Origin of the sequence: Flavobacterium galactosidilyticum, assembly GCF_020911945.1 — a bacterium.
Lineage (GTDB): Bacteria > Bacteroidota > Bacteroidia > Flavobacteriales > Flavobacteriaceae > Flavobacterium > Flavobacterium galactosidilyticum.
This window is the reverse complement of the sequence record NZ_CP087135.1, coordinates 1755254-1778205: the sequence shown is the minus strand read 5'-3', so window position 1 is coordinate 1778205 and position 22952 is coordinate 1755254. Positions and strand designations below refer to the sequence as shown.

Sequence of the window (22952 nt, the reverse complement as noted above, 5' to 3'; positions counted from 1 at the left end):
TTAGAGTGCAAAGATACTTTATATAACTAAAAAAATTATAACAATTTAATGTTAAAAAGTAAAAATAGGAAGGAATTTAGAGGTTTAAGGTCTACAAAATGAATGCTAAAACTTGTTATATGTTAAATAATCTTGCAACATTATTGTCGCTGAGATTTCGTCGATAAGAGCCTTGTTCTGTCGTTGTTTCTTTTTCATACCGCTATCAATCATGGATTGAAAAGCCATTTTTGAAGTAAAGCGCTCGTCAACTCGTATTACTTTCATATCCGGAAAATGGTTGGTAAAATGAGTCACAAAACCTTTAATTATAGAAGCGCTTTCTGATGGTTGTCCGTTCATCTGCTTTGGCTCCCCTATGAGTACTGCTTCTACTTTTTCTTTTGAAAAATAATCTTTCAAAAAATCTATTGCAGTCGCACTTGGAATAGTAGTTAATCCTGAAGCTATGATTTGCATTTCATCGGTAACGGCTATTCCGGTGCGCTTTTGTCCGTAATCTATGGAGAGAATTCTTGGCATTTTATAATGAATCTTTATATTTTATACAATCAAAGACAAAAACGATTTTCTTCACAATATCAACTTCATAAACAACTACATATCCTTTAAAAACATAATCTCTTATCTTTTCGTTATGAAAATATCTTGATTTTTTGAAATGAAATGGTTGTTTAAGGTCTTTTTTTAATGTTTTTATTAAATCTTTCCTGAATTTTAATGCTGCTCGTGGTTTATCTTTCTAAATGTAACGAACTTGCTCTGTCAATAATTTTAGAAATTCATTGGAAATACTAACTATCATATTCCGAAAATGTTTTATCTAAAATTGCCGCAACTTCATCTACTGAATACATTTTCTCTTTACCACTTTTCAGCTTAGCATAACTATCCATTTTACGATTGTTCTCATCAAAATTAGGATATTTCTTGAACTATTTTTAATTCATCCGAAGAAAACGAACTCAATAATTCTAATAATTTAGCTTTACTGTCTGAATTAAATTCTAGTCTGATAGTTCCCATAATTAAACGATTTGAGTTACAAATATATAACATTTTCGCCGCAATTTGACTTTTTGCATATCGCTAAAAATCCTATATTTGCCAAAAATCTATCAAAATGAATCCATTACAAACTATTATAGAACAAGCATGGGAAAACCGTGCATTATTGCAAGAAACTACAACTACTGATGCTATCAGAGAAGTTATTGAATTACTAGATTCAGGGAAGTTACGTGTAGCTGAGCCAGTTGCTGAAGGTTGGCAAGTAAACGAATGGGTTAAGAAAGCTGTAGTAATGTATTTCCCAATTCAAAAAATGGAAACATGGGAGTCTGGCATTTTTGAATATCATGATAAAATGCTACTGAAAAGAAATTATGCTGAAAAAGGAATACGCGTAGTTCCTAATGCTGTTGCTCGTTACGGAGCATATATTTCTAGTGGCGTTATTTTGATGCCGAGTTATGTAAACATTGGTGCTTATGTAGATGAAGGAACTATGGTAGACACTTGGGCAACCGTAGGAAGCTGTGCTCAAATTGGTAAAAACGTTCACTTAAGTGGTGGAGTAGGAATTGGTGGTGTTCTTGAGCCATTACAAGCAGCTCCAGTAATCATCGAAGATGGCGCATTTATTGGTTCACGCTGTATCGTTGTTGAAGGTGTTCATGTAGGTAAAGAAGCAGTTCTAGGAGCCAATGTATGTTTGACAGCATCAACAAAAATAATCGATGTAACTGGAGACACTCCTTTAGAAATGAAAGGATACGTTCCTGCTCGTTCAGTAGTGATTCCTGGAAGCTATACTAAAAAGTTTGCCGCTGGAGATTTTCAAGTTCCTTGTGCTTTAATTATTGGTACTCGTAAGCCATCTACCGATTTGAAAACTTCTCTAAACAATGCGTTGAGAGAATATGACGTAGCAGTTTAACACTAAATAAAGTAGATAAGATGAATATTGGCTTTGAAGCAAAAAGAGTTTTTCACAATAAAACAGGACTGGGTAACTACAGTCGTGATTTGATTCGGCTTCTAAGCCAATATTTTCCAGAAAACAATTATTATTTATACAATCCCAAAGATTCAAAAGAGATATTATTTACAGCTAACAGCAAAAACGTCTTCGAAAAGAAACCATCTACTTTTTTTTACTTGAAATTTTATAATTTATGGAGACAAAAAGGAATTGTAAACGATTTAAAAAAAGACAACATTACCTTATTTCATGGGTTATCCGGTGAACTTCCTGCAGGCCTGAGATCTAAAAATATCAAAAGCATAGTCACTATTCACGATTTAATATTTGTTAGATATCCGCATTTGTATTCTTTTTTTGATCGTAAAATACATTTCTATAAATTTAAAAAAGCAGCTCAACAAGCTAATTTAGTAATTGCAATTAGCGAGCAAACAAAAAATGATATTATTGAATTCTTGAAAATTGAGCCTTCAAAAATAAAAGTAATCTATCAAGGATGTCATGCTGCTTTTAAAGAAGATTATTCTGAAAAAGAATACAAAGAAGTAACCACCAAGTTCGGCTTACCGGAAAAATTCCTCCTCAATGTTGGTACAATCGAAGCCCGAAAAAACATTCTTTTGGCTGTAAAAGCAATAAAAAACATTCACACTACCCTAGTTATTGTGGGCAATGAAACTTCTTATGCAAAAGAAATCAAGGATTATATTGCGCAGAACAATCTAGAAAACAAAGTCCTGTTTTTGAAAAATGTCTCAATCAAAGAATTATCCATTTTGTACAAGCTCGCACAAGTATTTATCTATCCTTCACTTTATGAAGGTTTTGGAATACCTATCATTGAAGCTTTATATTCAAAAACTCCAGTCATAACAACCCATTGCGGTGTTTTTCCAGAAGCTGGCGGACCAAATTCCGTTTATATAAATCCAACAAGTGTTGACGAAATGGAAAAAGCCATTATGAAATTACTGCAAAACGAGGATTTATGCAAAGAAATTACCCGAAAAGGTTGGGAATTTGTTCAAAAATTTAATGATGAAATTATCGCATCCAAAATCAATAAATTATACTCCGAAGTTTAAAAACACATTGCTAAATATAAATTATGACAACAACTTTACTAATAACCACATATAATTGGCCTGAAGCTTTAGAAGTCGTACTAATGAGTATTGAAAATCTAACAGTAATGCCTGACGAAATAGTGATTGCTGATGATGGTTCTACTAAAGAAACTGAAATTGTAGTTAAAAAATGGCAACAAAGATTAAAAACTCCTATTATTCATTCATGGCAAGAAGACCTTGGATTTAGAGCAGCAGCTTCCCGAAATAGGGCAATTGCGAAAGCTACTGGTGAATTAATCATTATGATTGATGGTGATTTAGTGCTGCATCCAAATTTTATAAAAGATCATATTGCACACTCTAAGGCCAATCAATTTACCATAGGAACTAGAGTTCTTCTCAAAGAAGAGTATTCTAAAAAATTGATTGCTGAGAAAAATATTAATTTTGCTGTAAGCAATAATAGCATTTTAGCTAATCATAAAAACAGGATAAACAACACCATACTTTCTAAAATTATAAGTCATAAAACGACAAGCGACAAACAAGTTAGGTCATGCAATATGGCTTGTTTTAAAAGTGACTTAATTAAGGTTAATGGATTCAATGAAGATTTCATTGGCTGGGGCCGAGAAGATACTGAACTTGTAGTGCGCTTATTAAACGCAAAAATCACAAGAAAAAACATCAAATTCAACGCTAATGTTTTGCATATTTTTCACAAAGAAAATAGTAAAAAAATGTTACCTACCAATGATTTAATTTTAGAAAAAGTAGTTAAAGAAAAATTAGCAAGATGCGAGAATGGTTTAAATAATTACCTATAATTCGAATCTCTTTCTCCATTCTTCAATAATTTCCTCATCTGAGAAATTACTGGCTATTTTATAAGATTCATTTGCATATTCAGTTCGTAATTGTTCATCATTCATTAACTTTTCCATGCTTTTTGCAAAGCCTTTATGATCATTTCTTGCCACAATCAAACCAGATTTTTTATGCTTCACTAAATCCGTGATTCCTCCATCACTTTTAGTACAAACAACTGCGTTTTTATAACAGATAGATTCTAGAATTCCCATTCCCAATCCTTCGCAGTTTGAAGTAAGAATAGATATTTTACTTTTTGATAAATGTGGAGCGATCTCAGTAATCATACCGTGAAAAACTACGTTCGTTATCTTGTTTTCGTCAACATAATTTTTCATTTTATCGCTAATAGCACCATCACCCAATATGTCCAATTGCCAATTCGGATATTTATGAGCAATCTCATTCCAAGCTTTCACTACTAAAAATGAGTTTTTATGCTTATTCTCCAATCTAGATAAATAAACAATGTTATTACTTTTCTGATTTATATCGGTATTGATATTTTGCAACTCTAAATGCAGTGGATTATAAATAGTAAAAACCCTCTCATTTATTACTTGTGAATTCTTAAAGATCTTCTTAATTTCATTTGCTGAACCATGACTTACGCATGCAATACCATTCTCTGCAAGTACTAAATATTTTTTTAATTTAAGAAGTTTAAAAGGCCGCGTAGCACGTGCAAATAAATATTTCAAAGCCAAATACGGATTTTTAACTATATCATTTCCTGAAATATATTTATCTAAATAAGCATGAGGAGAACCATGATATTGAGGAATCGCTTTTACTCCAGCACGTTTCGCTGCTTTCAGCAGAGCGATAGAAATAGACATATTGTCTCCTTGAAATATTAAATTTTTAATTTCTAAAGCTATAAATTGTTGATATAATTTTTCTTCTAATTCCTTTGAAGAACAATTAAGATTGATGTAGTTACTTATTTCTGGATAAGGAAAGTGAGGTTTTTCAAACTTATTTTGCATTGATATCACATAATCTACCTTGATTCCTTTTTCAAAAAAAAGATTTATTAGAGAACAAGTAACGCGTTCTACACCGCCAATAGGCGTATTGTCGATAATAAAAAAATCGACTTTCAAATTATTACGCTCATTTTCATCAACCATAACAACACATTACAAAGTTATTTAATACCACAAAAATCTACAATCTACCTTTTCCCCATGTGTTTCCACCTTCTGTGTGTCCACAAATAATATTCAGGAGCTTCAAGGATTTGCTGCTCAACCTTTTCTAAAAAGGTATTCATAAGTTCAAAATTAGGCACTGATTTAACATCAGTAGACAAAAGCTCAAACTCTGCTTCGTAAAAGCCTCTTTTTACTTTTGAAACTTTTAAAAACATCATGTTCATGTCGAATTTTTTAGAAAGTAATTCACCCCCAACATAAACAGGAACTTCAATTCCCATAAATTTGTGCCAATGATTAATGCCTCGCAGCTGCGGTGATTGATCACTTGCAAACCCATACGTAGATTTAATATTATTCGCATAATTACTTGCAATCACTTCAGCAGTTTTATCAATAGAAATTAATTCGGCATCAAACTTAGACCGTATTCTGCGTACTAAACTATCAAAATATTTGTTATTTACTTTTTTATAAATTCCATATCCTTTAAAAGAAACTTTGCTATTCATAGATACAACCCATTCATAACTTGCGTAATGCGCTAACATCAAAGCAATACTCTTGCCTTCTTTCTCAAGATTTTTATATTCATCAAGATTTTTATAGCTAAATCGCTTGTCCATTTCTTTCTTAGAAATTGTCATGGTTTTGATCATTTCTAGGAACATGTCGCACAAATGTTTGTATGATTTTTTTTCAACTATCAAGCGTTCTTCATCCGATAAGTGTGGTAATGCTAAAGCCAAATTACTTCTCACTACCTTTTTTCGGTAACCAATAACTTGATATACAAAAAAACAAATGATGTCCGATAAAATATAGAGAATTCTAAAAGGTAAAATCGATATGATGAGCAGCAGCGGATAGGCAATAATGAAAAGTAACAGATTCATTTTTTTCTGCAAAGATAACAAAAACGTGATAATTAAAAATTGCTTTATATTTGCACAAATTTAAAAACATGAATATTAACGAAGAAGTGCATAAAGCATTCGAAATCATAAAAGAAGGCGGAATTATCCTTTATCCTACAGATACAGTTTGGGGAATTGGCTGTGATGCTACTAATCCTGAAGCTGTAGCCAAAATATATAAACTCAAGAAAAGAGCCGAAACGCAAAGCATGATCGTCTTGATGAATGGTGAGAAAATGCTATACAATGTATTCAAAGATATTCCAGAAGTTGCTTGGCAAATCATTGATTTAGCTGAAAACCCAACTACTCTTGTTTTAGACAAACCAAGAAACGTAGCGCAAAATTTAATAGCTGCAGATCAAACTTTGGCTGTTAGAATCGTGAAAGAGGATTTTTGTTTTAAATTATTAGAGAAAATGAAAAAGCCATTAGTGTCTACTTCAGCTAATATTTCAGGGCAACCTACCCCAAAAAGTTTCAAAGAAATTAGTCCTGAAATTATAAATGGTGTAGACTATGTTGTAAATTTGCACCACAATAAAATTGCAGGAAAACCCTCGACAATTATAAAATTGACAAGCGATTCTCAGGTGAAAATCATTCGAAAATAGTTTTTACCGCAAATTCGCAAATTATTTTTTAGCTTCAGATTCATTATTATCACCGCAGATTCGCAGATTTTTAAATTAATTATAAATGGAAGAATATTTATCTACTGACGAAACTTACAAAATAATTGGCGTTCTATTTGAAGTACATAAAAATCTTCGAAAAGGTTTTTCCGAAATAGTGTATAAAGATGCTTTAGAATATGAATTTAACGAAAATAAAATCCCATACGAAAGAGAAAAAATATATTCAGTAAAGTATAAAAACACAATTTTGAAGCATCAATTTTATGCTGATTTTGTACTTTATAATTCAATAATTTTAGAAATAAAAACTTTAGATTGCTTCAATAATAGTAATTATAATCAATGTTTAAACTATCTAAAAGTCTCCGATAATGAATTAGCACTATTAGCTAATTTTAATTCGGCTTCTTTAGAGTACAAACGAATTGTTCGCACAAAAAAATAAAAAAATCTGCGAATCTGCGGTAGAAACTTATGAACTACAAATCAGCATTAAATAATAAAATATTCGAAGTTATTTCTCAAGCTTCTCAAGAACTTAACATTGATAGTTATGTAATTGGTGGTTTCGTACGAGATTTACTTTTGAAAAGAGACTTCAAAAAAGACATTGACATCGTTGCTGTTGGTAGCGGAATCGAATTGGCTTTGAAAGTATCTCAATTGCTTCCTAAAAAACCAAAAGTACAAGTTTTCAAAACGTACGGCACTGCGATGTTGCGTTTTGAAGATACTGAAATTGAATTTGTAGGCGCTCGAAAAGAATCCTATCATTTTGAAAGTCGGAATCCTGTTGTTGAAAACGGAACTCTTGAAGACGATCAAAATAGACGCGATTTTACTATAAATGCATTGGCATTATCATTAAACCCAAATAACTTTGGAGAATTATCTGATCCATTTGATGGTTTAGCCGACTTAGAGAATAAAGTAATAAAAACACCGCTGGATCCAGACATTACTTTCTCTGACGATCCGTTGCGCATGTTGCGAGGAATTCGTTTTGCTAATCAATTGAATTTTGAAATCGAAGAGAATTCATTACAATCAATTGCAAAAAATGCGGAACGTATTAAAATTATTTCCGGAGAACGTATTGTAGAGGAACTGAATAAAATCCTTTCAACGGACAAACCTTCTATTGGTTTTTTATTATTGTTTAAAACAGGACTTTTGGATATTATACTTCCTGAATTGACCGCTTTGAATCAAGTAGAAGAAATTGAAGGACACACGCACAAAAATAATTTTTATCACACGCTAGAAGTGGTTGACAATATTTGCCCGAACACTAATGATGTTTGGTTGCGTTGGTCAGCGTTATTACATGACATTGGAAAAGCGCCAACCAAACGTTTTAATAAAAAACAAGGTTGGACCTTTCACGGTCACGAGTTTTTAGGCGGTAAAATGGCCAAAAAAATATTCGAACGTTTACACATGCCTTTGAATCACAAAATGAAATTTGTGCAAAAAATGGTCATGATGAGTTCAAGACCAATCGTATTATCACAAGATACTGTTACAGATTCTGCTGTACGTCGTTTGGTTTTTGATGCTGGTGAAGATGTAGAGCATTTAATGACATTGTGTGAGGCAGATATTACTACTAAGAACCCGAGTAAATTTAAAAAATACCATAACAATTTTGAAATTGTTCGTAAGAAAATTGTGGAAGTTGAAGAGCGCGATCAAGTTCGTAATTTTCAACCACCAATTTCGGGAGAGGAAATCATGGTCATTTTCAACTTACAACCATCAAAGGAAATTGGTATGCTAAAAGAAGCTGTAAAAGAAGCAATTTTAGAGGGGGAAATCCCCAACGAATATAAAGCTGCTTACGACTTTGTGTTGAAAAAAGGAGCGAAAATGGGATTGGTTAAAGTTTAACTACTGTTCTATATTAATTCAATTGGATTTCATTAATTTTACATAAAAAATAAAGCTATGAATAGTGCTGAATTAAAAACAGAATTGATAAAAGGCATTTGCTCTATTGAAGATGATGATATTTATATTTTCACTCCTGATCAAAGGAAAAGAATAGAAATTGCTTTGGAACAATATAAAAATGGGGAATGTATTTCTGATGAACAAGCCAATAAAGAAATCCAAGCATGGCTATAATAATTAAATGGTCAACTAATGCTAGAACTTCAAGAAAAAACATTTTTGATTATTGGAACAAAAGAAATAAATCAAGGACTTACAGTAATAAATTATATATATTATTTTATGAAGCACTAAATCAGGTTTCTTTTCTAAACGAAATAGGAAAGCCTACTGATATAATAAACGTCAGAATAAAAATGTTACTCATTTTGAATTGATTTATATTATTTCCGCAACTCAAATTACAGTCCTAGACATCTGTTACACAAGATAATATCCTCAAAATTTCCCAACAGTATAATATAATGAAAAATAACAAATCAGTCATTTATTGGCTACTTTCAGGTTGTATATTACTTTTTATAATGGTCGTAGTAGGCGGAATTACTCGTTTAACAAACTCCGGACTTTCCATGACCGACTGGCATTTAGTAACTGATACTTTTCCGCCACTTACAGAAGCAAAGTGGATTCAGACTTTTGAAGAATACAAAAAATTTCCTGAATATCAGAAAATCAATATCCACAATGATTTTACACTTAGTGATTACAAATTTATCTATTTCTGGGAATGGTTTCACCGTTTCATCGGTAGAATTATTGGTTTAGTATTCATAATTCCATTTGTATATTTCTTGTTTAAAAAACAACTATCAAGTGCAACGATCAAAAAATGTGTGGTTTTACTTTTTATGGGAGCTTTTCAAGGATTCCTAGGTTGGTTTATGGTACGAAGCGGATTAATTGATAATCCTGATGTAAGCCATTTCAGATTGTCATTGCACTTAACTTTTGCCTTTATAACCTTTGCTTATACACTTTGGGTTGCGTTAGATTTAATTTATCCAAATAAAATTCAGGTTATAGTGCCATTGCGAAATCTAGCACGTGTTGCATTAGTCTTTTTATTGATACAAATTATTTATGGTGGTTTTGTTGCTGGATTAAATGCTGGTTTAATACACAATCATTGGCCATTAATGAGTGATGGACAGTTTATTCATGATAGTGTTTTCATAGAGCAAAAAACACTATTCCTTAATCTTGTTGAAGGAAAAAGTGGTGTGCAATTTGTTCATAGAACAATGGCTTATTTTGTAGTGGGATTAATCATTGCTCTATACATTAGAAGTAAAAAATACATGCTAACTACTTTACAGAAAAGAGGAATTAATACCTTACTAATATTTGTGTTTTTACAATTCATTTTAGGAGTTTTTACTTTATTGTATAGCGTTCCGTTATGGCTGGGACTTGTACACCAAATAATGGCTTTCTTTTTACTGTCAGCCATGACGTTTACATTGCACCGTTTATCAAAATAAAACGTTGTGATTCAAAATCAATCTTTTGCTGATTTAGAGCGAATAAAATAATACCTGACTATATTGTCGCATTTCTTTGTTTATAAACTTAAATGTCTAAACTTGCAGCTCAAGATAAATTTTTAGATTTATCCGATTACGGAAGACCAATAGGAACTTTTATTGCTAATCAACTTAAAAATACGCGCTTTACTCCTATTCATGTTACGCTTGTTTTTGGGGTTTGTGGATTGATTGCTATTTACTTTATACTGCAAAATCAGTACTTACTAGCTGCTATTTTTATCGTTCTAAAATCTATCATAGATGCTGCTGATGGAGAATTAGCAAGAATAAAAAAGACACCTTCCTACACAGGAAGATATCTTGATAGCGTGTTTGACATCATTCTTAATTTTTTGTTTTTAATGACCATTTGCTATGTTTCAAAAACGAATATTTGGTTCGCATTTCTAGCTTTTATCGGCATTCAATTACAAGGAACTTTATACAATTATTACTATGTTATTTTAAGAAATCTATCCGTTGGTGGAGACAAAACCAGCAAGATTTTTGAAGATGAATCACCTCGTGCTTTACCCGGAGAAACTCAAAAATCAGTTGATATTTTATTTCAAATATACACAATTTTTTATGGAGCATTTGATAAAATAATTCACACTTTGGATAAGGACGCTTATAAAGTAAAAACTTTACCTAATTGGTTTATGACACTTGTAAGTATTTATGGATTAGGCTTTCAATTGCTGATTATTGCCATCATGCTGCCCTTAAATTTAATCGAATATATTATTCCGCTTTTCATAATATACACTTCACTTATTTTTGTTTTAATCGGCATTAGGAAAACTGTTTTTAGGGTATAAATGCAGTATAGAGAGAATTTATAACACCTATTTATTTAATTAAAAATCAAACACTTAAAGAACTTTACATTCTTAGTCAGTTCAAGACTAAAAAGACTCAATAAATCATAACTGCCTATTAATTATACAATTATAACTCCTAATTATGTAACAACTTATCTTTACTAACTCTTTAAATTTGTAAAACAATAATTAGTAATTTAAAAATTAAACATTATGCCAAATTCAAAAGAGATTAAAGGAAACTGGAATGAGTTTAAAGGTAAACTTAAACAGAAATATGCTGATTTAACAGATGATGACTTACTATTTGAGGAAGGTAAGGAAGATGAAATGTGGGGAAAACTGCAACAAAAAATTGGTAAAACAGAGAAAGAAATTAAATCATTGTTTGATTAATTTCGTACCTCATAAATAATTAAAAACGGTCTTAAAGCAACGATTAAAGATTCCAGAAATTAGGAATTTTAAAGTGGCATTTAAGACCGTTTTTTCATGCTTTAAAATCACTCAATCCATTTTTTAAAACCAACCACTTTTTCTCTACTAATTATAACTTCCTCCTCTTTATAAGTGGGCAAAATAACTTTCAAACGAGAGTTACTATGGACCACAATTTCCTTAATAGCTTTCAACGGAATTATGAATTTTCGGCTTACTCTAAAGAATTCCAATGGATTCAAATCTTGTTCTAAAAGTTCCAAAGTGGTTTCGATCAAAAAATTTCTATTGTCAAAAGTGTGCAAATAAGTCCCCTTATTTTCACTAAAAAAACATTCTATTTCTTCGATTAGAATAACTTTCAAATGTTGACCAATTTTAACTGTAAAACGTTTTTTGTAATTTTTATCAAATGGATTCGAAAGCATTTTTTTGATTTGATCAAAATCCAATTGCAACGTTTCTTGCTGAGGCAATCGCGATTTAAATTTAGCAACAGCCACTTCCAAATCATCTTCATCAATAGGTTTTAAAAGATAATCAATGCTATTTAATTTGAATGCTCGCAATGCATATTCATCATAAGCAGTTGTAAAAATCACGGCGCTTTTTATATCTATATTTTCAAAAATTTCAAATGATAACCCATCTGATAATTGAATATCAAGAAAAATTAAATCAGGATGTTTATTTGCAGTAAACCATTCCATTGACTCTTCAACAGAGTGCAGCATTACTCCTACTTCTACGTCTAGCTTTTGTAATTTTCTTTGCAGTAATCGTGCGGCAGGTTTCTCGTCTTCTATTATTATTGTGGTCATAGTTGATCTTTCATTATTAAGTTACGGTTAGGAACAATAGATAATTAGGATCACTCCCATTTATTGTCTTTATTTTTATCCATGAATTCTTGGATTTTCTTTTGCTCCCAATCAGAACCAAAAAATATATTCTTTCCAAAAACCGATAAACCATGCGCTATTAATCCAGTTCCCCAAAAGAAAACTGTATTCCAGGTTTGCCACTCCCAGAAAACCTCCTCTCCAATCCTACTCCTATTAAAATGAGAAAATAGCATGAAAGCATTTACAAGTATATAAACTAATAAATGAACATAAAATCCTTTAATTCTTTTTACTCTTTTATAAGCCATATTGTAACGTGCATCTGGATTATTAACATCCAAATCATAATTGTCGAACTTGCTGTGTGTGTCTCTTCGCATCGTGTTTGCATTAAATTAGCTCCAATTCCTTTTTTGTTCGTTTGCTTTTTCTTTCTCCATGAATTCTTTAATCTTTTGTTCTTCCCAATCTTTCCCCAGGAAAGGCATACAATTAAAAACTTTCATTCCGTGAAAAATCACTCCTATTCCCCATCCTAACATGGGCCAAAAAAACCATAAATACTTAGGAGAGGTTACTAAGTTAATTACCAACAACCCTAAATTAACAACTATATAAGAAATTAAATTCCCATAAAATCCTTTAATTTCTTCTACTCGCTTCTTAGCTTTAAAATAGCGATCTTCATTATGATATGGATTTTACATGATTTTATATTTAAATTTTTCTAGGTTTAAAGTTGCTCTGACTCTTATTTCCAGTTTTGGTTCTGTTCCTCTTTACGCAAAATTTCTTGAATTTTTCTTTCTTCCCAATTGGAACTGTATCCAAAAACTTTGAATGCATGCATCGTTAATCCAAATCCCCATCCTCCAGCAGAGAACCAAAACCATTGAAATTGAGGTGAAAATCTTAAATTAATGAATACTAAAATAGGAATGACAATGCAATATGAAATTAAGTTTCCGTAAAATCCTTTCAATTCTTCCACTCTCTTTTTGGCTTTGTAATATGCGTTTTTTTCACTGTAATCTGCTGCTATTTCCATAACTGATATTTGTTTTGTTAGCATTGGTATTTTGACCGTAAATGTTTGTTCTTTTTGGATAATCAGTACTTTTCTATTGGTTACAATTCCGTATCGATTGATAATATTTTGCAAGCCTACACCCTGTCGTTCCTGCAAAACTTCTTTCTTTTGATACTCATTTTGAACAGCCAGATAATCGCCCTCCACATAAATCCGAATGTGCAATGGTCTTTTTTCACTAACCACATTGTGTTTTACCGTATTCTCTAATAATAGCTGCAAAGAAAGCGGAACAACCTTAGCTTCAGTACTGATGGTAGTTGGCGGCATTTCATAAAACAAACTGTTCTCAAAACGCATTTTCAATAAATTCATATAGGTTTTGGCGAAAGCCAGTTCCTCTTCGACCGAAACCAATTCTTTGTCTTTTTGCTCCAAAACATACCTATAAATCTTGGATAACGAAGTTGTAAACCGTTGTGCATTTTCTGGATTTTCTTCGATTAATGAACTTAAAACATTCAAACTATTAAAGAGAAAATGAGGATCTATTTGGTTTTTTAAGCTCTCAAACTTAGCCGAAGCCGTTCCAGCAATAATTTTATGCTCAATAACCTCTTTTTTAGAAGCTTGTTTCCAGTTGACCATAAAACTTCTGGCATGCATAAAAATCGAAACACCTAACGATAAAATAATATAAAAAAGATGTACCAAAATCATTCTCTCACTGAAAAACTGGGAAGGATCTAAATCTTGAAAAACTACAAATATGAGATAGTTAACTGCCAAAACAACTGGGATAGTGTACAAAATAGTCGTTACTAAACCAAAATACACTCTCAAATTAGTCTGCTCTAGCCAATCCCATTTTTTATCCAGAAGTACATTTATAATTCCATTCCCAAAACCAATCCCAAAAGAATACATTGCACTTATTAAAAAGGTCATTGCTACATTTTTCAGTTCGAAATTCATTTGTATCACCGAAAATGCTAACGTAAAAATCAAGCTGATTTTCAAACAAACGATAAAACCTTTCTGAAATTCAGTAAATGTTTTAATTCTTTGGGCTTCCATTGGTACAGTATGTTATTTACAATTTTTCATCGCTTCAACGGCTCTATCTAAACCCCATTTTGGAGAAAAAGCAGTTTCAGGTTTAAAAGTAGCAAAAAGTCCGATAGCTTTCTCAATTTGAGCACACATAGGTTTAGTATCAGTTCCCCAAAACTGTGCTGCACCTATTTCAAACTCTGCTTTACCAAAAACAACTCTTGGATTTTCTGGCGCAATTGCTTGTGCTTTTCCATACAATTCCATCACTTTTCCAGATAATTTTTGTCCGTTTGTCATTGGGTCAAATGCGATCCAGGCAGTATGAATCATAGCTTGTATTACTAATAATTCCGCATTATTAGGGTTTTTATCCATTTCTATATCTAATGCTTTTTGTGCTTTTGATAGCAATAAATTAACCTGCCCTTGGTCTTTAGTTCTAAAAGCAGCTGTTGTATTCACTAAAGCTACATAGTAATTAGGCAACCAACTTGTTTTTTCGGCAGCTGCGATCCTTTCAAACAAATCTGACGCTTCCGTATTTTTTCCTTCGCCCCATAACTGGAATGCTTTTCCCATTCCTTGTTCGAATTGGCCTTGAGCTGATACTAAACTACAAATAAATAATGCGATGGTTGTGATAATTTTAGTCATGATTTCTAGTGTTTTAAATGTTTGTATTTTTTTTGTTTTTAAATTAAAGTTGAAAGTTGCTATTGATTTTTGTAATTGCAACTGTTTATTTATAACCCAAAAGTATTGCGATTCTGTCTTTTGTAAAATTTATAGTTACTGAACTGTTGAATTACGAGGATGAATTGAAAACCTTCGCAAAAAATGCTATAAATTCTTCAACTGATTGTCTTTTTTATCATTACTAATGGTCCAAAAGAATCCAACAAAGAAAAAACGATCTGCTGTAGGTGTAATTGCTGTACGATTATAAACTCCGTTTGAATTCGGATTTTTGGCATAATCGTAACCATACACATTTTGTGCACCTAAAACATTAGAAACCGAGAAATACAAAATCTTTTGCTGTGACAATAAATAAGCCCAATTAAAACTCAAATTGTTGTATGATTTTGTTTTACCATTCATAAATTGTGTTTCATTTGGATTGTTATAAGGCCTTCCGGTACTAAAAGAATTTGTGAAACCTATTTGTGATTTCCAATCGCTAATCCAGTATTTAGTAACTACTGAAAGGCTATTATTAGCAATAAAACTTGGAGTTGCCTGCGTTGGGAAGTTTTTATAATCTCTCTCCGAATCGATATAAGAATAAGAAATCCAATATTCTAAATTCTTGAAAGTCGTTCCATCTCGCCAAAATAAATCGACACCTTTAGCATATCCAAAACCCGAATTATTGAAGATTGAATTGTACTGAATTGTTGGTGTGTCGTATTTTACCAAATTACTGTAATCTTTATAATAAGCTTCCGCTATTAAAGTTTTACCATTTTTATTGTATTGATAATTCAAAATGTAATGTGAAGATTTCTCACTTTCAAATTGATGGAATTTAGAATATTTGATATAATCTACATTTGGCGTTTGAGTAAAATCTCCATAAGCCATTGAAATCTGACTGCTTTTTGCGATTTTGTATGCTAATGAAATTCTTGGAGCAATTGCAATTTCATCTAATAATTGATTATTAGACGCTCTAAAACCTACTTTAGCAACAATCTTTTTAGAAAAGAAAATATCAGCTTCGGTAAAAACAGCAGCAATAATGGAGTTGTAACCTAAAATTGCGCTACTTCCATTTTTCGGATTATATTCTTCATCGAATTTTGTTACAAAATAATCGGCTCCAAAAGACAATTTCACTCGATCCGAAAAGCTCTTTTTAAGTTTCAATTTCAAATGTGCGGCATTCTCATAATTGGCAACATTATCCACATCTAATTTTATTTTGTTCTTGCTATATCCATAACTCAAACCAGATGTGATTTGCCAATTAGATCCAAAAACACCTTTATAAGAAGAATTAAAATAGAAATTAGTATTGTTTAAGTCTACTCGTATTTTTTGCGGAGTGTTGCTGTTTTCTTGGTTAATATCAAATTTTGAGGAATCAAAAGCCGCGTATAATTTTAAGAATCCGCTATTGAAATTATAGCGATAAACGGTTTCTCCAGACAAAGACTGAAAAGGTTTGTTCCAATCGACATTTTGCTTAATAGCCACTTGATAGGGTGCCAAATTAATATAAGAAGCGTTCACACTTAACGAACTCTTTTTCCATTTCTGCGTATTTCCCGCACCTAAACCTACTGTCATCAATGAAATTTCGGTTTTATTTTGCTCAGGTTCATCTTGTGTGTTCAAAAGTAAAACGCTTGATAAAGCTTCCCCATATTCAGCAGAATAACCTCCTGTTGAAAATGATATTCCGCTAAATAAAAAAGGAGAAAAACGCCCTCTTGTAGGCAAATTTTGAGTGGTAGCGCCGTAAGGTTGTGAAACCCGAATTCCATCTACAAATGTCTGCGTCTCACTCGCATCACCTCCTCGCACAAACAACCTACCATCCTCACCTACGTTTTGTGTTCCCGGCAAGGTTTGCAAAGCAGCAATAATATTCCCCGCTGAACCTGCCGTGGTAACAATATCTAGAGGTTTCAAAACTGAAACTTTAGCTTTTCCTCCAGCCTCAAAAGTTCCTGCCGTAATAACAACTGCGTCAAGCGCATTCACATTATCTTTTAACTTGATTGTTCTGTTCTTGAAATTGGCTACATCAATAGTAGTTTTTGAAGTTTCAAAAACAAGAAAACTTACCACTAAAATTTGAGTTCCCTTACTATTTGTTTCGAAAGTAAAATCTCCAGTTTCAGAACTAGTAGTTCCATCATAAGTTCCTTCGATATAAACATTAGCGCCTGAAACAGGTTTTCCCTTTTCATCCACCACTTTCCCAGAAATGTTGTTTTGCGAGAAAGTCAATGTTGAAATTAAGTGAATAGTAAGTATAAAAATAGTTTTCATCTTGTTTTAGTTTTTGATGAAACAAATGTATTTGAAGTATTAAAATTATTAAAAAGTAGTTAACTGAACTGTCGATAATTGAGGATGAGTTGTAAACCAATTCGTTTTCTTTTACATTTACCTCAATCAAAAATTAATTTTATGATAACCGAAAAAGAGAAAATGATTGCTGGAGAATATTATTTAGCTGGCGATCCTACTTTAGTAAAAGACAGACGAAAAGCTAAAAATTTACTCCACCGATTAAATATTACCGAGTACAGAATTACTAAAAAAGCGCGCGAAATTATCAAAGAACTGATTCCTAATGCTGGTGCAAACCTCTATATAGAACCACCATTTTTCTGTGATTATGGCTATAATATTATTTGTGGAGAAAATGTTTACTTTAATGTAAACTGCGTGGTTTTAGACTCTACGAAAGTGACTATTGGTTCCAATGTTTTTTTTGCTCCCGGAGTTCAATTGTATACCGCTACACATCCTCTTGATGCAGAATTGCGAAAAACACTAGAAAATGCTTTGCCTATAATAATCGGCGACGATTGTTGGGTAGGAGGAAATTCTGTGATTTGCCCTGGGATTACGATAGGAAATGGTTGTGTAATTGGTGCTGGATCTGTGGTTACCAAAAACATTCCGGCTAACTCACTAGCTGTTGGCAATCCAGCCAAAGTAATCAGAAAGCTAAACCAACAAGAAAAATAATTTTCACTATATTTACCTAAATTTCAGGTTATTTAAAATAAAAGATATGAAACTATTTAAATTATCGCTAGTGTTTTCGCTTATTTTTATCGCTAATACTACATCGGCACAATCTACTTTTGACAAATGGCCTGCCATCAAAGAATTCCACGAAGTAATGTCGGAGACTTTTCATCCCGCTGAAGAAGGAAATTTAGCACCAATAAAAGCGCGTTCAGAAGAAATGATGAATAAAGCATCTCAATTACTAAAAGCAGAAATTCCATTAGAATTTAAAACTGATGCTATCATTTCTTCTGCTGAAAGATTACAAATAAAGAGCAAAGCTTTACATAAATTAGTTCAATCTAACGCTGCTGATGTTGCAATAGTAAAATCAATCACTGATTTGCATAACACTTTCCATGAAATTGTCGGACTTTGTTCCGATGCAAAAAAATAAAAACCCTAAGCCTAATCAACCGATTAGGCTTTCTTCATTATAATACAAATGCTACAACTGAATAAAATTCACCATATTGCCATTATTTGTTCCGATTATCAAAAATCGAAAACTTTCTATACAAGCGTTTTTAGGACTAACAATAATTCAGGAAATTTACCGTCAAGAAAGACAATCGTATAAACTTGATTTAGCACTTAACGGAGAATATGTGATAGAATTATTCTCATTTCCAAACCCTCCAAAACGTCCTTCCACTCCTGAGGCGGCTGGAATGCGCCATTTAGCTTTTGAAGTGACTGACATTCAAAAAACAAGAGATTATTTAGTACATGAAAATATAACTGCAGAAGCAATTCGTATAGATGAATTCACTCAAAAAAGCTTCTTCTTTATTGCGGACCCAGATAACTTACCGGTAGAGTTTTATGAAAAATAAGGTGTTTTTGTTTATAAAAAAGTCAAAATAATATCGAAATCGCAAAAGAAAACAGTCCAACCTTTTTTTTAATTCAAATCTGATTTTGTTTATTTAATTTTGTAATACTCGGACACATTGCTTTTTTCAAATGAATAATACCACACAAATCAAAAAGAATTATCGCTTCATTAAACTTCAAAAACTAGTAATAGTTTCCATTCTTATTGGATTTCTCTCCGCTTTCTTAGGTATTGTTTTAAAAAATGCAACAGAATATTATGAAGCTATATTTTTTCACCGAGCTACTTTAAATCCTGTATTTTTTATAGTTTTTCCTATTTTTGGTTTATCAATTATCTTTTTTCTGAGAGAATATTTATTTAAAAAGAAGGAGAACAAAGGAATCAAAGAAATTTTTGAAAGTGTGAATTCAAAAACTAAAAATCTACCTAGTTACAAGATCTCATCTCATTTTATTAACGGATTATTGACCGTAGTTTCTGGTGGATCAACAGGAATTGAGGTTTCGACAGTGGTTGCTACTGCTACTATAGGTGCAGTTGCACAACGAAAACAGAATGTTTTTAGACAATACAAAACAGAATTAATTTGCGCGGGTGTTTCAGCAGGAATTACCGTCTTATTCAGTAGCCCAATTGCGGGAATTCTATTCTCATTGGAGGTGATTTCTAAAAAAGCAACTCGTGCATTCATTCTCACGAATATAATAGCCGTTACCGTTGCTTCAGCACTTGTTTATTTGCTTCATGAAAAACCTTTATTTTCAGTCCATGTTACTACTTGGCACCTAAAGGCAATTCCTTATTTCATACTTTTAGGGGTGTTAGCTGCACTACATTCTGTTTATCTAACTCGTACTGTATTGTTTTTTAAGAGTCAATTTTCAAAAATTGCAGAACCTCATTTTAAAATTATCTTTGGATCATTAATTCTATGCTTATCTTTTACCCTATTTCCACAATTGTATGGTGAAGGATACCATTCTATGAAATCGCTATTCCTAAATCCAAATGACACAACACTTACACTTTCATTAGGATTAACATTCGTTGGAATCATCGTACTAAAACCTATTGTTACTTCGACTACATTAGCTTCGGGAGGAGATGGTGGCGTTTTTGCACCGAGTCTTTTTATTGGCGCTTTTTTAGGATTGCTCTTGGCATTACTATTAAACAAGTATTTAGATGCTGATGTAATTCCAATAAACTTTATGATTATTGGTATGGCAGCCGTTTTAAGCTCCAGTATACATGCGCCTTTTACCGCTATATTCTTGGTTTGCGGTTTAACAAACGATTACACCTTATTTCTACCAATATTAGTAGTTTGCTTGATATCAAAATATACAGCAAAAATGATTTATCCATTTACCGTTTATTCTTATTCTCCTAGTATAGCCAAATAATTAATAATGAAATCTATCCATAAAATAAAGAGAAATTATCGCAAAACTAAATATATTCTCTACAAAGAAACACTAGTAGATTTTAAAGAACATTTTTGGGCATTTGTTGGAGGATTAGTTGGTATGGGCATAATCGCTTATTTGCAATCGCAAACACTTCCTAATTCGGATATGGTTTACTTAATAGGGTCTTTTGGCGCATCGAGTGTTTTGGTTTATGGAGTAATTCAAAGCCCATTAGCGCAACCTAGAAACCTTATTGGTGGCCATGTTATATCTGCAATTATTGGCGTTACTATTTATAAATTTCTTCCTGAAATACTTTGGTTAACAGCTCCGCTTGCCGTTGCTTCATCTATCGTTATGATGCAAATCACCAAAACATTACATCCGCCAGGTGGTGCCACTGCTTTGATTGCAATTGCTGGTTCTGAAAAAGTTAAAAATCTAGGTTATTGGTACGTTCTCTCACCAGTTTTGAGCGGAGCACTTATTTTGCTTGCAGTTGCCTTGATTACTAACAATATGGCACACGACAGACAGTATCCCAATCATAAAAAATACCATCAGTTTAGAAAAAGAATTGCGAGTAAATTTCGAAACAATAAAACAGTCTAAAATTGTATAAATTTTTAATTTATTTTAAAGTTATCCAATTTAAACAGAACTTTTAGCTTGCATACCACTTCTGAAAAACGTTGATTTCGCAACTTCCCATTTGCTCTTCATACGCAAAAATATTATCAACAAATCGAAAATCTGTTCCAAAACTTCGGGACGAAATCTAAAATTATATTTTACCTTTGACCTTTCAAAAAAATAGAACGATTATGGTTTACAAATTTAGAGTGATTCTTGACGCAGAAGAAGATATTTTTAGAGATATTGCAATACTTGAAGACGATACTTTAGAAGATTTACACAATGCTATATTCAATTCCTTTGGTTTTGACGGGATGGAAGTAGCTTCCTTTTATACGTGCGATGAAACTTGGAACCAAGAAGAAGAGATTTCACTTTTTGACACTGGAGATGTTCTAGGTGAACAAAAAATCATGAGTGATTATCAATTATCAGATATATTAAACAAGGAAAACACTAAGATAATTTATGTGTATGACTTCATTAATATGTGGACATTCCTAGTAGAATTAGCTGCTATTGAAGATCAAACTGTTGGTAATACCTATCCAGAAACTATTTTTTCTCACGGTGAAATGCCTGATGAAGCGATGGAAAAGAACTTTGAAGCAGATAATGCTGATGACTATAACGACGAATTTGAAGATGGTTTCGATGATGATGATCTAGACATGTTTGAAGGAGACGATAGCTTCGAAGACTTCGGATTTGAGGAGAACTGGAATTAGTCTTCTTCACGGCTCTCTACAAAGGAGAGCGAGCCTAAACCACTTAAAAAAACTTCGCCACTAATGAAAAGCTATTTTCTTGGACAAAATAACTTTTCTCAACGCTTATATTTAGAAGTCTAAAAAAATCTACCTCTTAAACACTTGTACAAAAATGATAAACTTATATAACACCCACATCGAAAATTTATCAATTCATAGAGTTGGTAATAAAAGTAGGAATGAAGCAATTTTCTTGTCTGAGCAGCCTTTTAATCTAAACGATGAAATTGTGCCTTTGATGAAGGAATTTTTCTTTAAGCCATTTAGAGAAAAGGAAGAAAACTATTATCAATTTGCACATGAAATCGATTTAGATTACAATGACATGTTCAAATATGCAACTGAAGTTTTTGACAATCCTAGCAGCATTCATGATGTTTCTAAAAAAATAACAAACCACTTATTTGAGCAATCGAATCATCCACATATCAAGAACGGTGAGGTATATGTTACCTATTTGACCAACTTAAGCATTGACAATAATGTGGTCGATGCAATAGGAATCTTCAAGAGCGAAATTCAGGCTGACTTTTTACAATTTGAAGAAAAAGAATCGCATTTAGAAATGATCTTACAACAAGGTGTAAGCCTTAATAAGTTAGATAAAGGTTGTTTGATTTTCAACTATAAAAAAGAAGAAGGATATAAAATCCTGACAGTGGATAGCAACCGTTATGATGCTAGATATTGGTTAGAACATTTCCTTTCGGTAGATGCTTTTGAAGATGAAAACTTCATCACTAAAAAATATTTAAAATTCTGTCAAAACTTTGCCAAAGATGTTGTTTTCCCTGCAGAAGACAAGAAAGAAGAGGTTATGTTTATGAACCGTTCCGTAAATTATTTCGCAAAAAATGATGAATTCGAAGAGACTGAATTTTTAAATGAAGTATTAGACAATCCTGACTTAATTCCAGAATTTAAGAATTACAAAGTAGATAAAGGAGAAAAATACAGTATTGAAGATATTACTTCATTTCCTATTGCGAACGCTGCAGTTTCTGACGCCCGTAAATCAATTAAAAACGTAATTAATTTAGATACGCATATCCAAATTAAAATGGACTTCATCAATCCTGAAAGTGCTGAGAAATATGTAGAAAAAGGTTGGGATGAAGAAAAACAGATGTATTATTACCTTGTTTATTTTAATAAAGAAGAAAAATCATAATCTGAAAAGTTTATAATCAACGCTTAAAAATAGATTTAATCCCCATTTACAGCAG

26 protein-coding genes and 1 pseudogene are annotated in these 22952 nt (G+C 32.1%); 17 read left to right on the top strand and 10 right to left on the bottom strand.

The annotated features are described in order from the left end of the window. Window positions 1-105 precede the first annotated feature (105 nt). The gene (gene ruvX / locus LNP27_RS07810; RefSeq protein WP_229941079.1) at window positions 106-522 is read right to left on the bottom strand and encodes a Holliday junction resolvase RuvX; all 417 of its coding nucleotides are present in this window, start codon (window positions 520-522) and stop codon (window positions 106-108) included. 1 nt (window position 523) lies between these two features. Then, complete coding sequence (locus LNP27_RS07805; RefSeq protein ID WP_229944049.1) at window positions 524-700, bottom strand: hypothetical protein; 177 nt, start codon at window positions 698-700, stop codon at window positions 524-526. A 423-nt stretch (window positions 701-1123) separates the two neighbouring features. Here LNP27_RS07805 and LNP27_RS07800 point away from each other — a divergent pair, with 423 nt between their 5' ends. From LNP27_RS07800 to LNP27_RS07790, 3 genes are read left to right on the top strand one after another with little or no spacing between them, the layout of a single operon-like run. Continuing rightward, window positions 1124-1939, top strand: a complete 816-nt coding sequence (locus LNP27_RS07800) for a 2,3,4,5-tetrahydropyridine-2,6-dicarboxylate N-succinyltransferase (RefSeq protein ID WP_229941078.1) — start codon at window positions 1124-1126, stop codon at window positions 1937-1939. Window positions 1940-1959: 20 nt separating this feature from the next. Next, complete coding sequence (locus tag LNP27_RS07795; RefSeq protein ID WP_229941077.1) at window positions 1960-3072, top strand: glycosyltransferase family 4 protein; 1113 nt, start codon at window positions 1960-1962, stop codon at window positions 3070-3072. 23 nt (window positions 3073-3095) lie between these two features. Beyond that, the gene (locus LNP27_RS07790; RefSeq protein ID WP_229941076.1) at window positions 3096-3884 is read left to right on the top strand and encodes a glycosyltransferase family 2 protein; all 789 of its coding nucleotides are present in this window, start codon (window positions 3096-3098) and stop codon (window positions 3882-3884) included. On the opposite strand, the gene LNP27_RS07785 is transcribed toward LNP27_RS07790, so the two are convergent. After that, complete coding sequence (locus LNP27_RS07785) at window positions 3879-5060, bottom strand: glycosyltransferase (RefSeq protein ID WP_229941075.1); 1182 nt, start codon at window positions 5058-5060, stop codon at window positions 3879-3881. The two genes, LNP27_RS07790 and LNP27_RS07785, sit on opposite strands and share 6 nt — an antisense overlap. 44 nt (window positions 5061-5104) lie before the next feature. Beyond that, complete coding sequence (locus LNP27_RS07780) at window positions 5105-5980, bottom strand: lysophospholipid acyltransferase family protein (RefSeq protein WP_229941074.1); 876 nt, start codon at window positions 5978-5980, stop codon at window positions 5105-5107. Between the two features lie 68 nt (window positions 5981-6048). On the opposite strand from LNP27_RS07780, the gene LNP27_RS07775 reads away from it, so the two are divergent. The 7 genes from LNP27_RS07775 to LNP27_RS07745 all read left to right on the top strand — a co-directional run bounded on the left by LNP27_RS07775 (window position 6049) and on the right by LNP27_RS07745 (window position 11341). Continuing rightward, a complete protein-coding gene (locus LNP27_RS07775) occupies window positions 6049-6615 on the top strand; it encodes an L-threonylcarbamoyladenylate synthase (protein ID WP_229941073.1) in 567 nt (188 codons plus the stop codon). 85 nt (window positions 6616-6700) lie between these two features. Next, window positions 6701-7084 (top strand): GxxExxY protein, encoded by a 384-nt coding sequence (locus tag LNP27_RS07770; protein ID WP_229941072.1) that lies wholly within the window; start codon window positions 6701-6703, stop codon window positions 7082-7084. 29 nt (window positions 7085-7113) lie between these two features. Continuing rightward, entirely contained in the window at window positions 7114-8529 is a 1416-nt protein-coding gene (locus LNP27_RS07765) for a CCA tRNA nucleotidyltransferase (RefSeq protein ID WP_229941071.1), read from the top strand. A gap of 57 nt (window positions 8530-8586) precedes the next feature. Then, complete coding sequence (locus LNP27_RS07760) at window positions 8587-8766, top strand: hypothetical protein (RefSeq protein ID WP_229941070.1); 180 nt, start codon at window positions 8587-8589, stop codon at window positions 8764-8766. A gap of 287 nt (window positions 8767-9053) precedes the next feature. Continuing rightward, the gene (locus LNP27_RS07755; RefSeq protein WP_229944048.1) at window positions 9054-10076 is read left to right on the top strand and encodes a COX15/CtaA family protein; all 1023 of its coding nucleotides are present in this window, start codon (window positions 9054-9056) and stop codon (window positions 10074-10076) included. Between the two features lie 92 nt (window positions 10077-10168). Next, window positions 10169-10942 carry a CDP-alcohol phosphatidyltransferase family protein gene (locus LNP27_RS07750; RefSeq protein ID WP_229941069.1) on the top strand — a complete coding sequence of 258 codons (774 nt, stop codon included), beginning with the start codon at window positions 10169-10171 and terminating at the stop codon, window positions 10940-10942. 216 nt (window positions 10943-11158) lie between these two features. Next, window positions 11159-11341 carry a CsbD family protein gene (locus tag LNP27_RS07745; protein WP_229941068.1) on the top strand — a complete coding sequence of 61 codons (183 nt, stop codon included), beginning with the start codon at window positions 11159-11161 and terminating at the stop codon, window positions 11339-11341. Window positions 11342-11448: 107 nt separating this feature from the next. Here LNP27_RS07745 and LNP27_RS07740 read toward each other — a convergent pair whose 3' ends face one another. From LNP27_RS07740 to LNP27_RS07715, 6 genes are all read right to left on the bottom strand, one after another. Next, on the bottom strand, window positions 11449-12204 hold the full coding sequence (locus LNP27_RS07740; protein WP_229941067.1) for a LytR/AlgR family response regulator transcription factor: 756 nt from the start codon (window positions 12202-12204) through the stop codon (window positions 11449-11451). Window positions 12205-12254: 50 nt separating this feature from the next. Next, a complete protein-coding gene (locus tag LNP27_RS07735; RefSeq protein ID WP_229941066.1) occupies window positions 12255-12608 on the bottom strand; it encodes a 2TM domain-containing protein in 354 nt (117 codons plus the stop codon). A 15-nt stretch (window positions 12609-12623) separates the two neighbouring features. After that, the gene (locus LNP27_RS07730; RefSeq protein WP_346432403.1) at window positions 12624-12842 is read right to left on the bottom strand and encodes a 2TM domain-containing protein; all 219 of its coding nucleotides are present in this window, start codon (window positions 12840-12842) and stop codon (window positions 12624-12626) included. A 137-nt stretch (window positions 12843-12979) separates the two neighbouring features. Beyond that, window positions 12980-14335 (bottom strand): histidine kinase, encoded by a 1356-nt coding sequence (locus LNP27_RS07725; protein WP_229944021.1) that lies wholly within the window; start codon window positions 14333-14335, stop codon window positions 12980-12982. Between the two features lie 12 nt (window positions 14336-14347). After that, window positions 14348-14968, bottom strand: a complete 621-nt coding sequence (locus LNP27_RS07720; RefSeq protein WP_229944020.1) for a hypothetical protein — start codon at window positions 14966-14968, stop codon at window positions 14348-14350. 186 nt (window positions 14969-15154) lie between these two features. Beyond that, entirely contained in the window at window positions 15155-17314 is a 2160-nt protein-coding gene (locus tag LNP27_RS07715) for a TonB-dependent receptor (RefSeq protein ID WP_229944019.1), read from the bottom strand. A 141-nt stretch (window positions 17315-17455) separates the two neighbouring features. On the opposite strand from LNP27_RS07715, the gene LNP27_RS07710 reads away from it, so the two are divergent. The 7 genes and pseudogenes from LNP27_RS07710 (at window position 17456) to LNP27_RS07680 (ending at window position 22897) form a co-directional block, all read left to right on the top strand. Further along, window positions 17456-18022 (top strand): sugar O-acetyltransferase, encoded by a 567-nt coding sequence (locus LNP27_RS07710; protein WP_229944018.1) that lies wholly within the window; start codon window positions 17456-17458, stop codon window positions 18020-18022. Window positions 18023-18068: 46 nt separating this feature from the next. Then, the gene (locus LNP27_RS07705; protein WP_229944017.1) at window positions 18069-18464 is read left to right on the top strand and encodes a hypothetical protein; all 396 of its coding nucleotides are present in this window, start codon (window positions 18069-18071) and stop codon (window positions 18462-18464) included. A 48-nt stretch (window positions 18465-18512) separates the two neighbouring features. Continuing rightward, window positions 18513-18903: pseudogene (gene gloA2 / locus LNP27_RS07700) on the top strand (SMU1112c/YaeR family gloxylase I-like metalloprotein). Between the two features lie 130 nt (window positions 18904-19033). Further along, entirely contained in the window at window positions 19034-20314 is a 1281-nt protein-coding gene (locus LNP27_RS07695) for a chloride channel protein (protein ID WP_229944016.1), read from the top strand. Between the two features lie 6 nt (window positions 20315-20320). After that, complete coding sequence (locus tag LNP27_RS07690; protein ID WP_229944014.1) at window positions 20321-20932, top strand: HPP family protein; 612 nt, start codon at window positions 20321-20323, stop codon at window positions 20930-20932. Window positions 20933-21144: 212 nt separating this feature from the next. Further along, window positions 21145-21684 carry a plasmid pRiA4b ORF-3 family protein gene (locus LNP27_RS07685; protein WP_229944013.1) on the top strand — a complete coding sequence of 180 codons (540 nt, stop codon included), beginning with the start codon at window positions 21145-21147 and terminating at the stop codon, window positions 21682-21684. Between the two features lie 154 nt (window positions 21685-21838). After that, window positions 21839-22897: a nucleoid-associated protein gene (locus LNP27_RS07680; protein WP_229944012.1), complete on the top strand. Its 1059-nt coding sequence runs from the start codon at window positions 21839-21841 to the stop codon at window positions 22895-22897. Window positions 22898-22952: the final 55 nt, after the last annotated feature.

Bases quoted from the DNA above. Each gene is read 5' to 3' on its own strand.
- ruvX (WP_229941079.1), bottom strand. From the start codon at position 522: ATGCCAAGAATTCTCTCCATAGATTACGGACAAAAGCGCACCGGAATA.
- LNP27_RS07800 (WP_229941078.1), top strand. From the start codon at position 1,124: ATGAATCCATTACAAACTATTATAGAACAAGCATGGGAAAACCGTGCA.
- LNP27_RS07795 (WP_229941077.1), top strand. From the start codon at position 1,960: ATGAATATTGGCTTTGAAGCAAAAAGAGTTTTTCACAATAAAACAGGA.
- LNP27_RS07790 (WP_229941076.1), top strand. From the start codon at position 3,096: ATGACAACAACTTTACTAATAACCACATATAATTGGCCTGAAGCTTTA.
- LNP27_RS07785 (WP_229941075.1), bottom strand. From the start codon at position 5,060: ATGGTTGATGAAAATGAGCGTAATAATTTGAAAGTCGATTTTTTTATT.
- LNP27_RS07780 (WP_229941074.1), bottom strand. From the start codon at position 5,980: ATGAATCTGTTACTTTTCATTATTGCCTATCCGCTGCTGCTCATCATA.
- LNP27_RS07775 (WP_229941073.1), top strand. From the start codon at position 6,049: ATGAATATTAACGAAGAAGTGCATAAAGCATTCGAAATCATAAAAGAA.
- LNP27_RS07770 (WP_229941072.1), top strand. From the start codon at position 6,701: ATGGAAGAATATTTATCTACTGACGAAACTTACAAAATAATTGGCGTT.
- LNP27_RS07765 (WP_229941071.1), top strand. From the start codon at position 7,114: ATGAACTACAAATCAGCATTAAATAATAAAATATTCGAAGTTATTTCT.
- LNP27_RS07760 (WP_229941070.1), top strand. From the start codon at position 8,587: ATGAATAGTGCTGAATTAAAAACAGAATTGATAAAAGGCATTTGCTCT.
- LNP27_RS07750 (WP_229941069.1), top strand. From the start codon at position 10,169: ATGTCTAAACTTGCAGCTCAAGATAAATTTTTAGATTTATCCGATTAC.
- LNP27_RS07745 (WP_229941068.1), top strand. From the start codon at position 11,159: ATGCCAAATTCAAAAGAGATTAAAGGAAACTGGAATGAGTTTAAAGGT.
- LNP27_RS07740 (WP_229941067.1), bottom strand. From the start codon at position 12,204: ATGACCACAATAATAATAGAAGACGAGAAACCTGCCGCACGATTACTG.
- LNP27_RS07735 (WP_229941066.1), bottom strand. From the start codon at position 12,608: ATGCGAAGAGACACACACAGCAAGTTCGACAATTATGATTTGGATGTT.
- LNP27_RS07725 (WP_229944021.1), bottom strand. From the start codon at position 14,335: ATGGAAGCCCAAAGAATTAAAACATTTACTGAATTTCAGAAAGGTTTT.
- LNP27_RS07720 (WP_229944020.1), bottom strand. From the start codon at position 14,968: ATGACTAAAATTATCACAACCATCGCATTATTTATTTGTAGTTTAGTA.
- LNP27_RS07715 (WP_229944019.1), bottom strand. From the start codon at position 17,314: ATGAAAACTATTTTTATACTTACTATTCACTTAATTTCAACATTGACT.
- LNP27_RS07710 (WP_229944018.1), top strand. From the start codon at position 17,456: ATGATAACCGAAAAAGAGAAAATGATTGCTGGAGAATATTATTTAGCT.
- LNP27_RS07705 (WP_229944017.1), top strand. From the start codon at position 18,069: ATGAAACTATTTAAATTATCGCTAGTGTTTTCGCTTATTTTTATCGCT.
- LNP27_RS07695 (WP_229944016.1), top strand. From the start codon at position 19,034: ATGAATAATACCACACAAATCAAAAAGAATTATCGCTTCATTAAACTT.
- LNP27_RS07690 (WP_229944014.1), top strand. From the start codon at position 20,321: ATGAAATCTATCCATAAAATAAAGAGAAATTATCGCAAAACTAAATAT.
- LNP27_RS07685 (WP_229944013.1), top strand. From the start codon at position 21,145: ATGGTTTACAAATTTAGAGTGATTCTTGACGCAGAAGAAGATATTTTT.
- LNP27_RS07680 (WP_229944012.1), top strand. From the start codon at position 21,839: ATGATAAACTTATATAACACCCACATCGAAAATTTATCAATTCATAGA.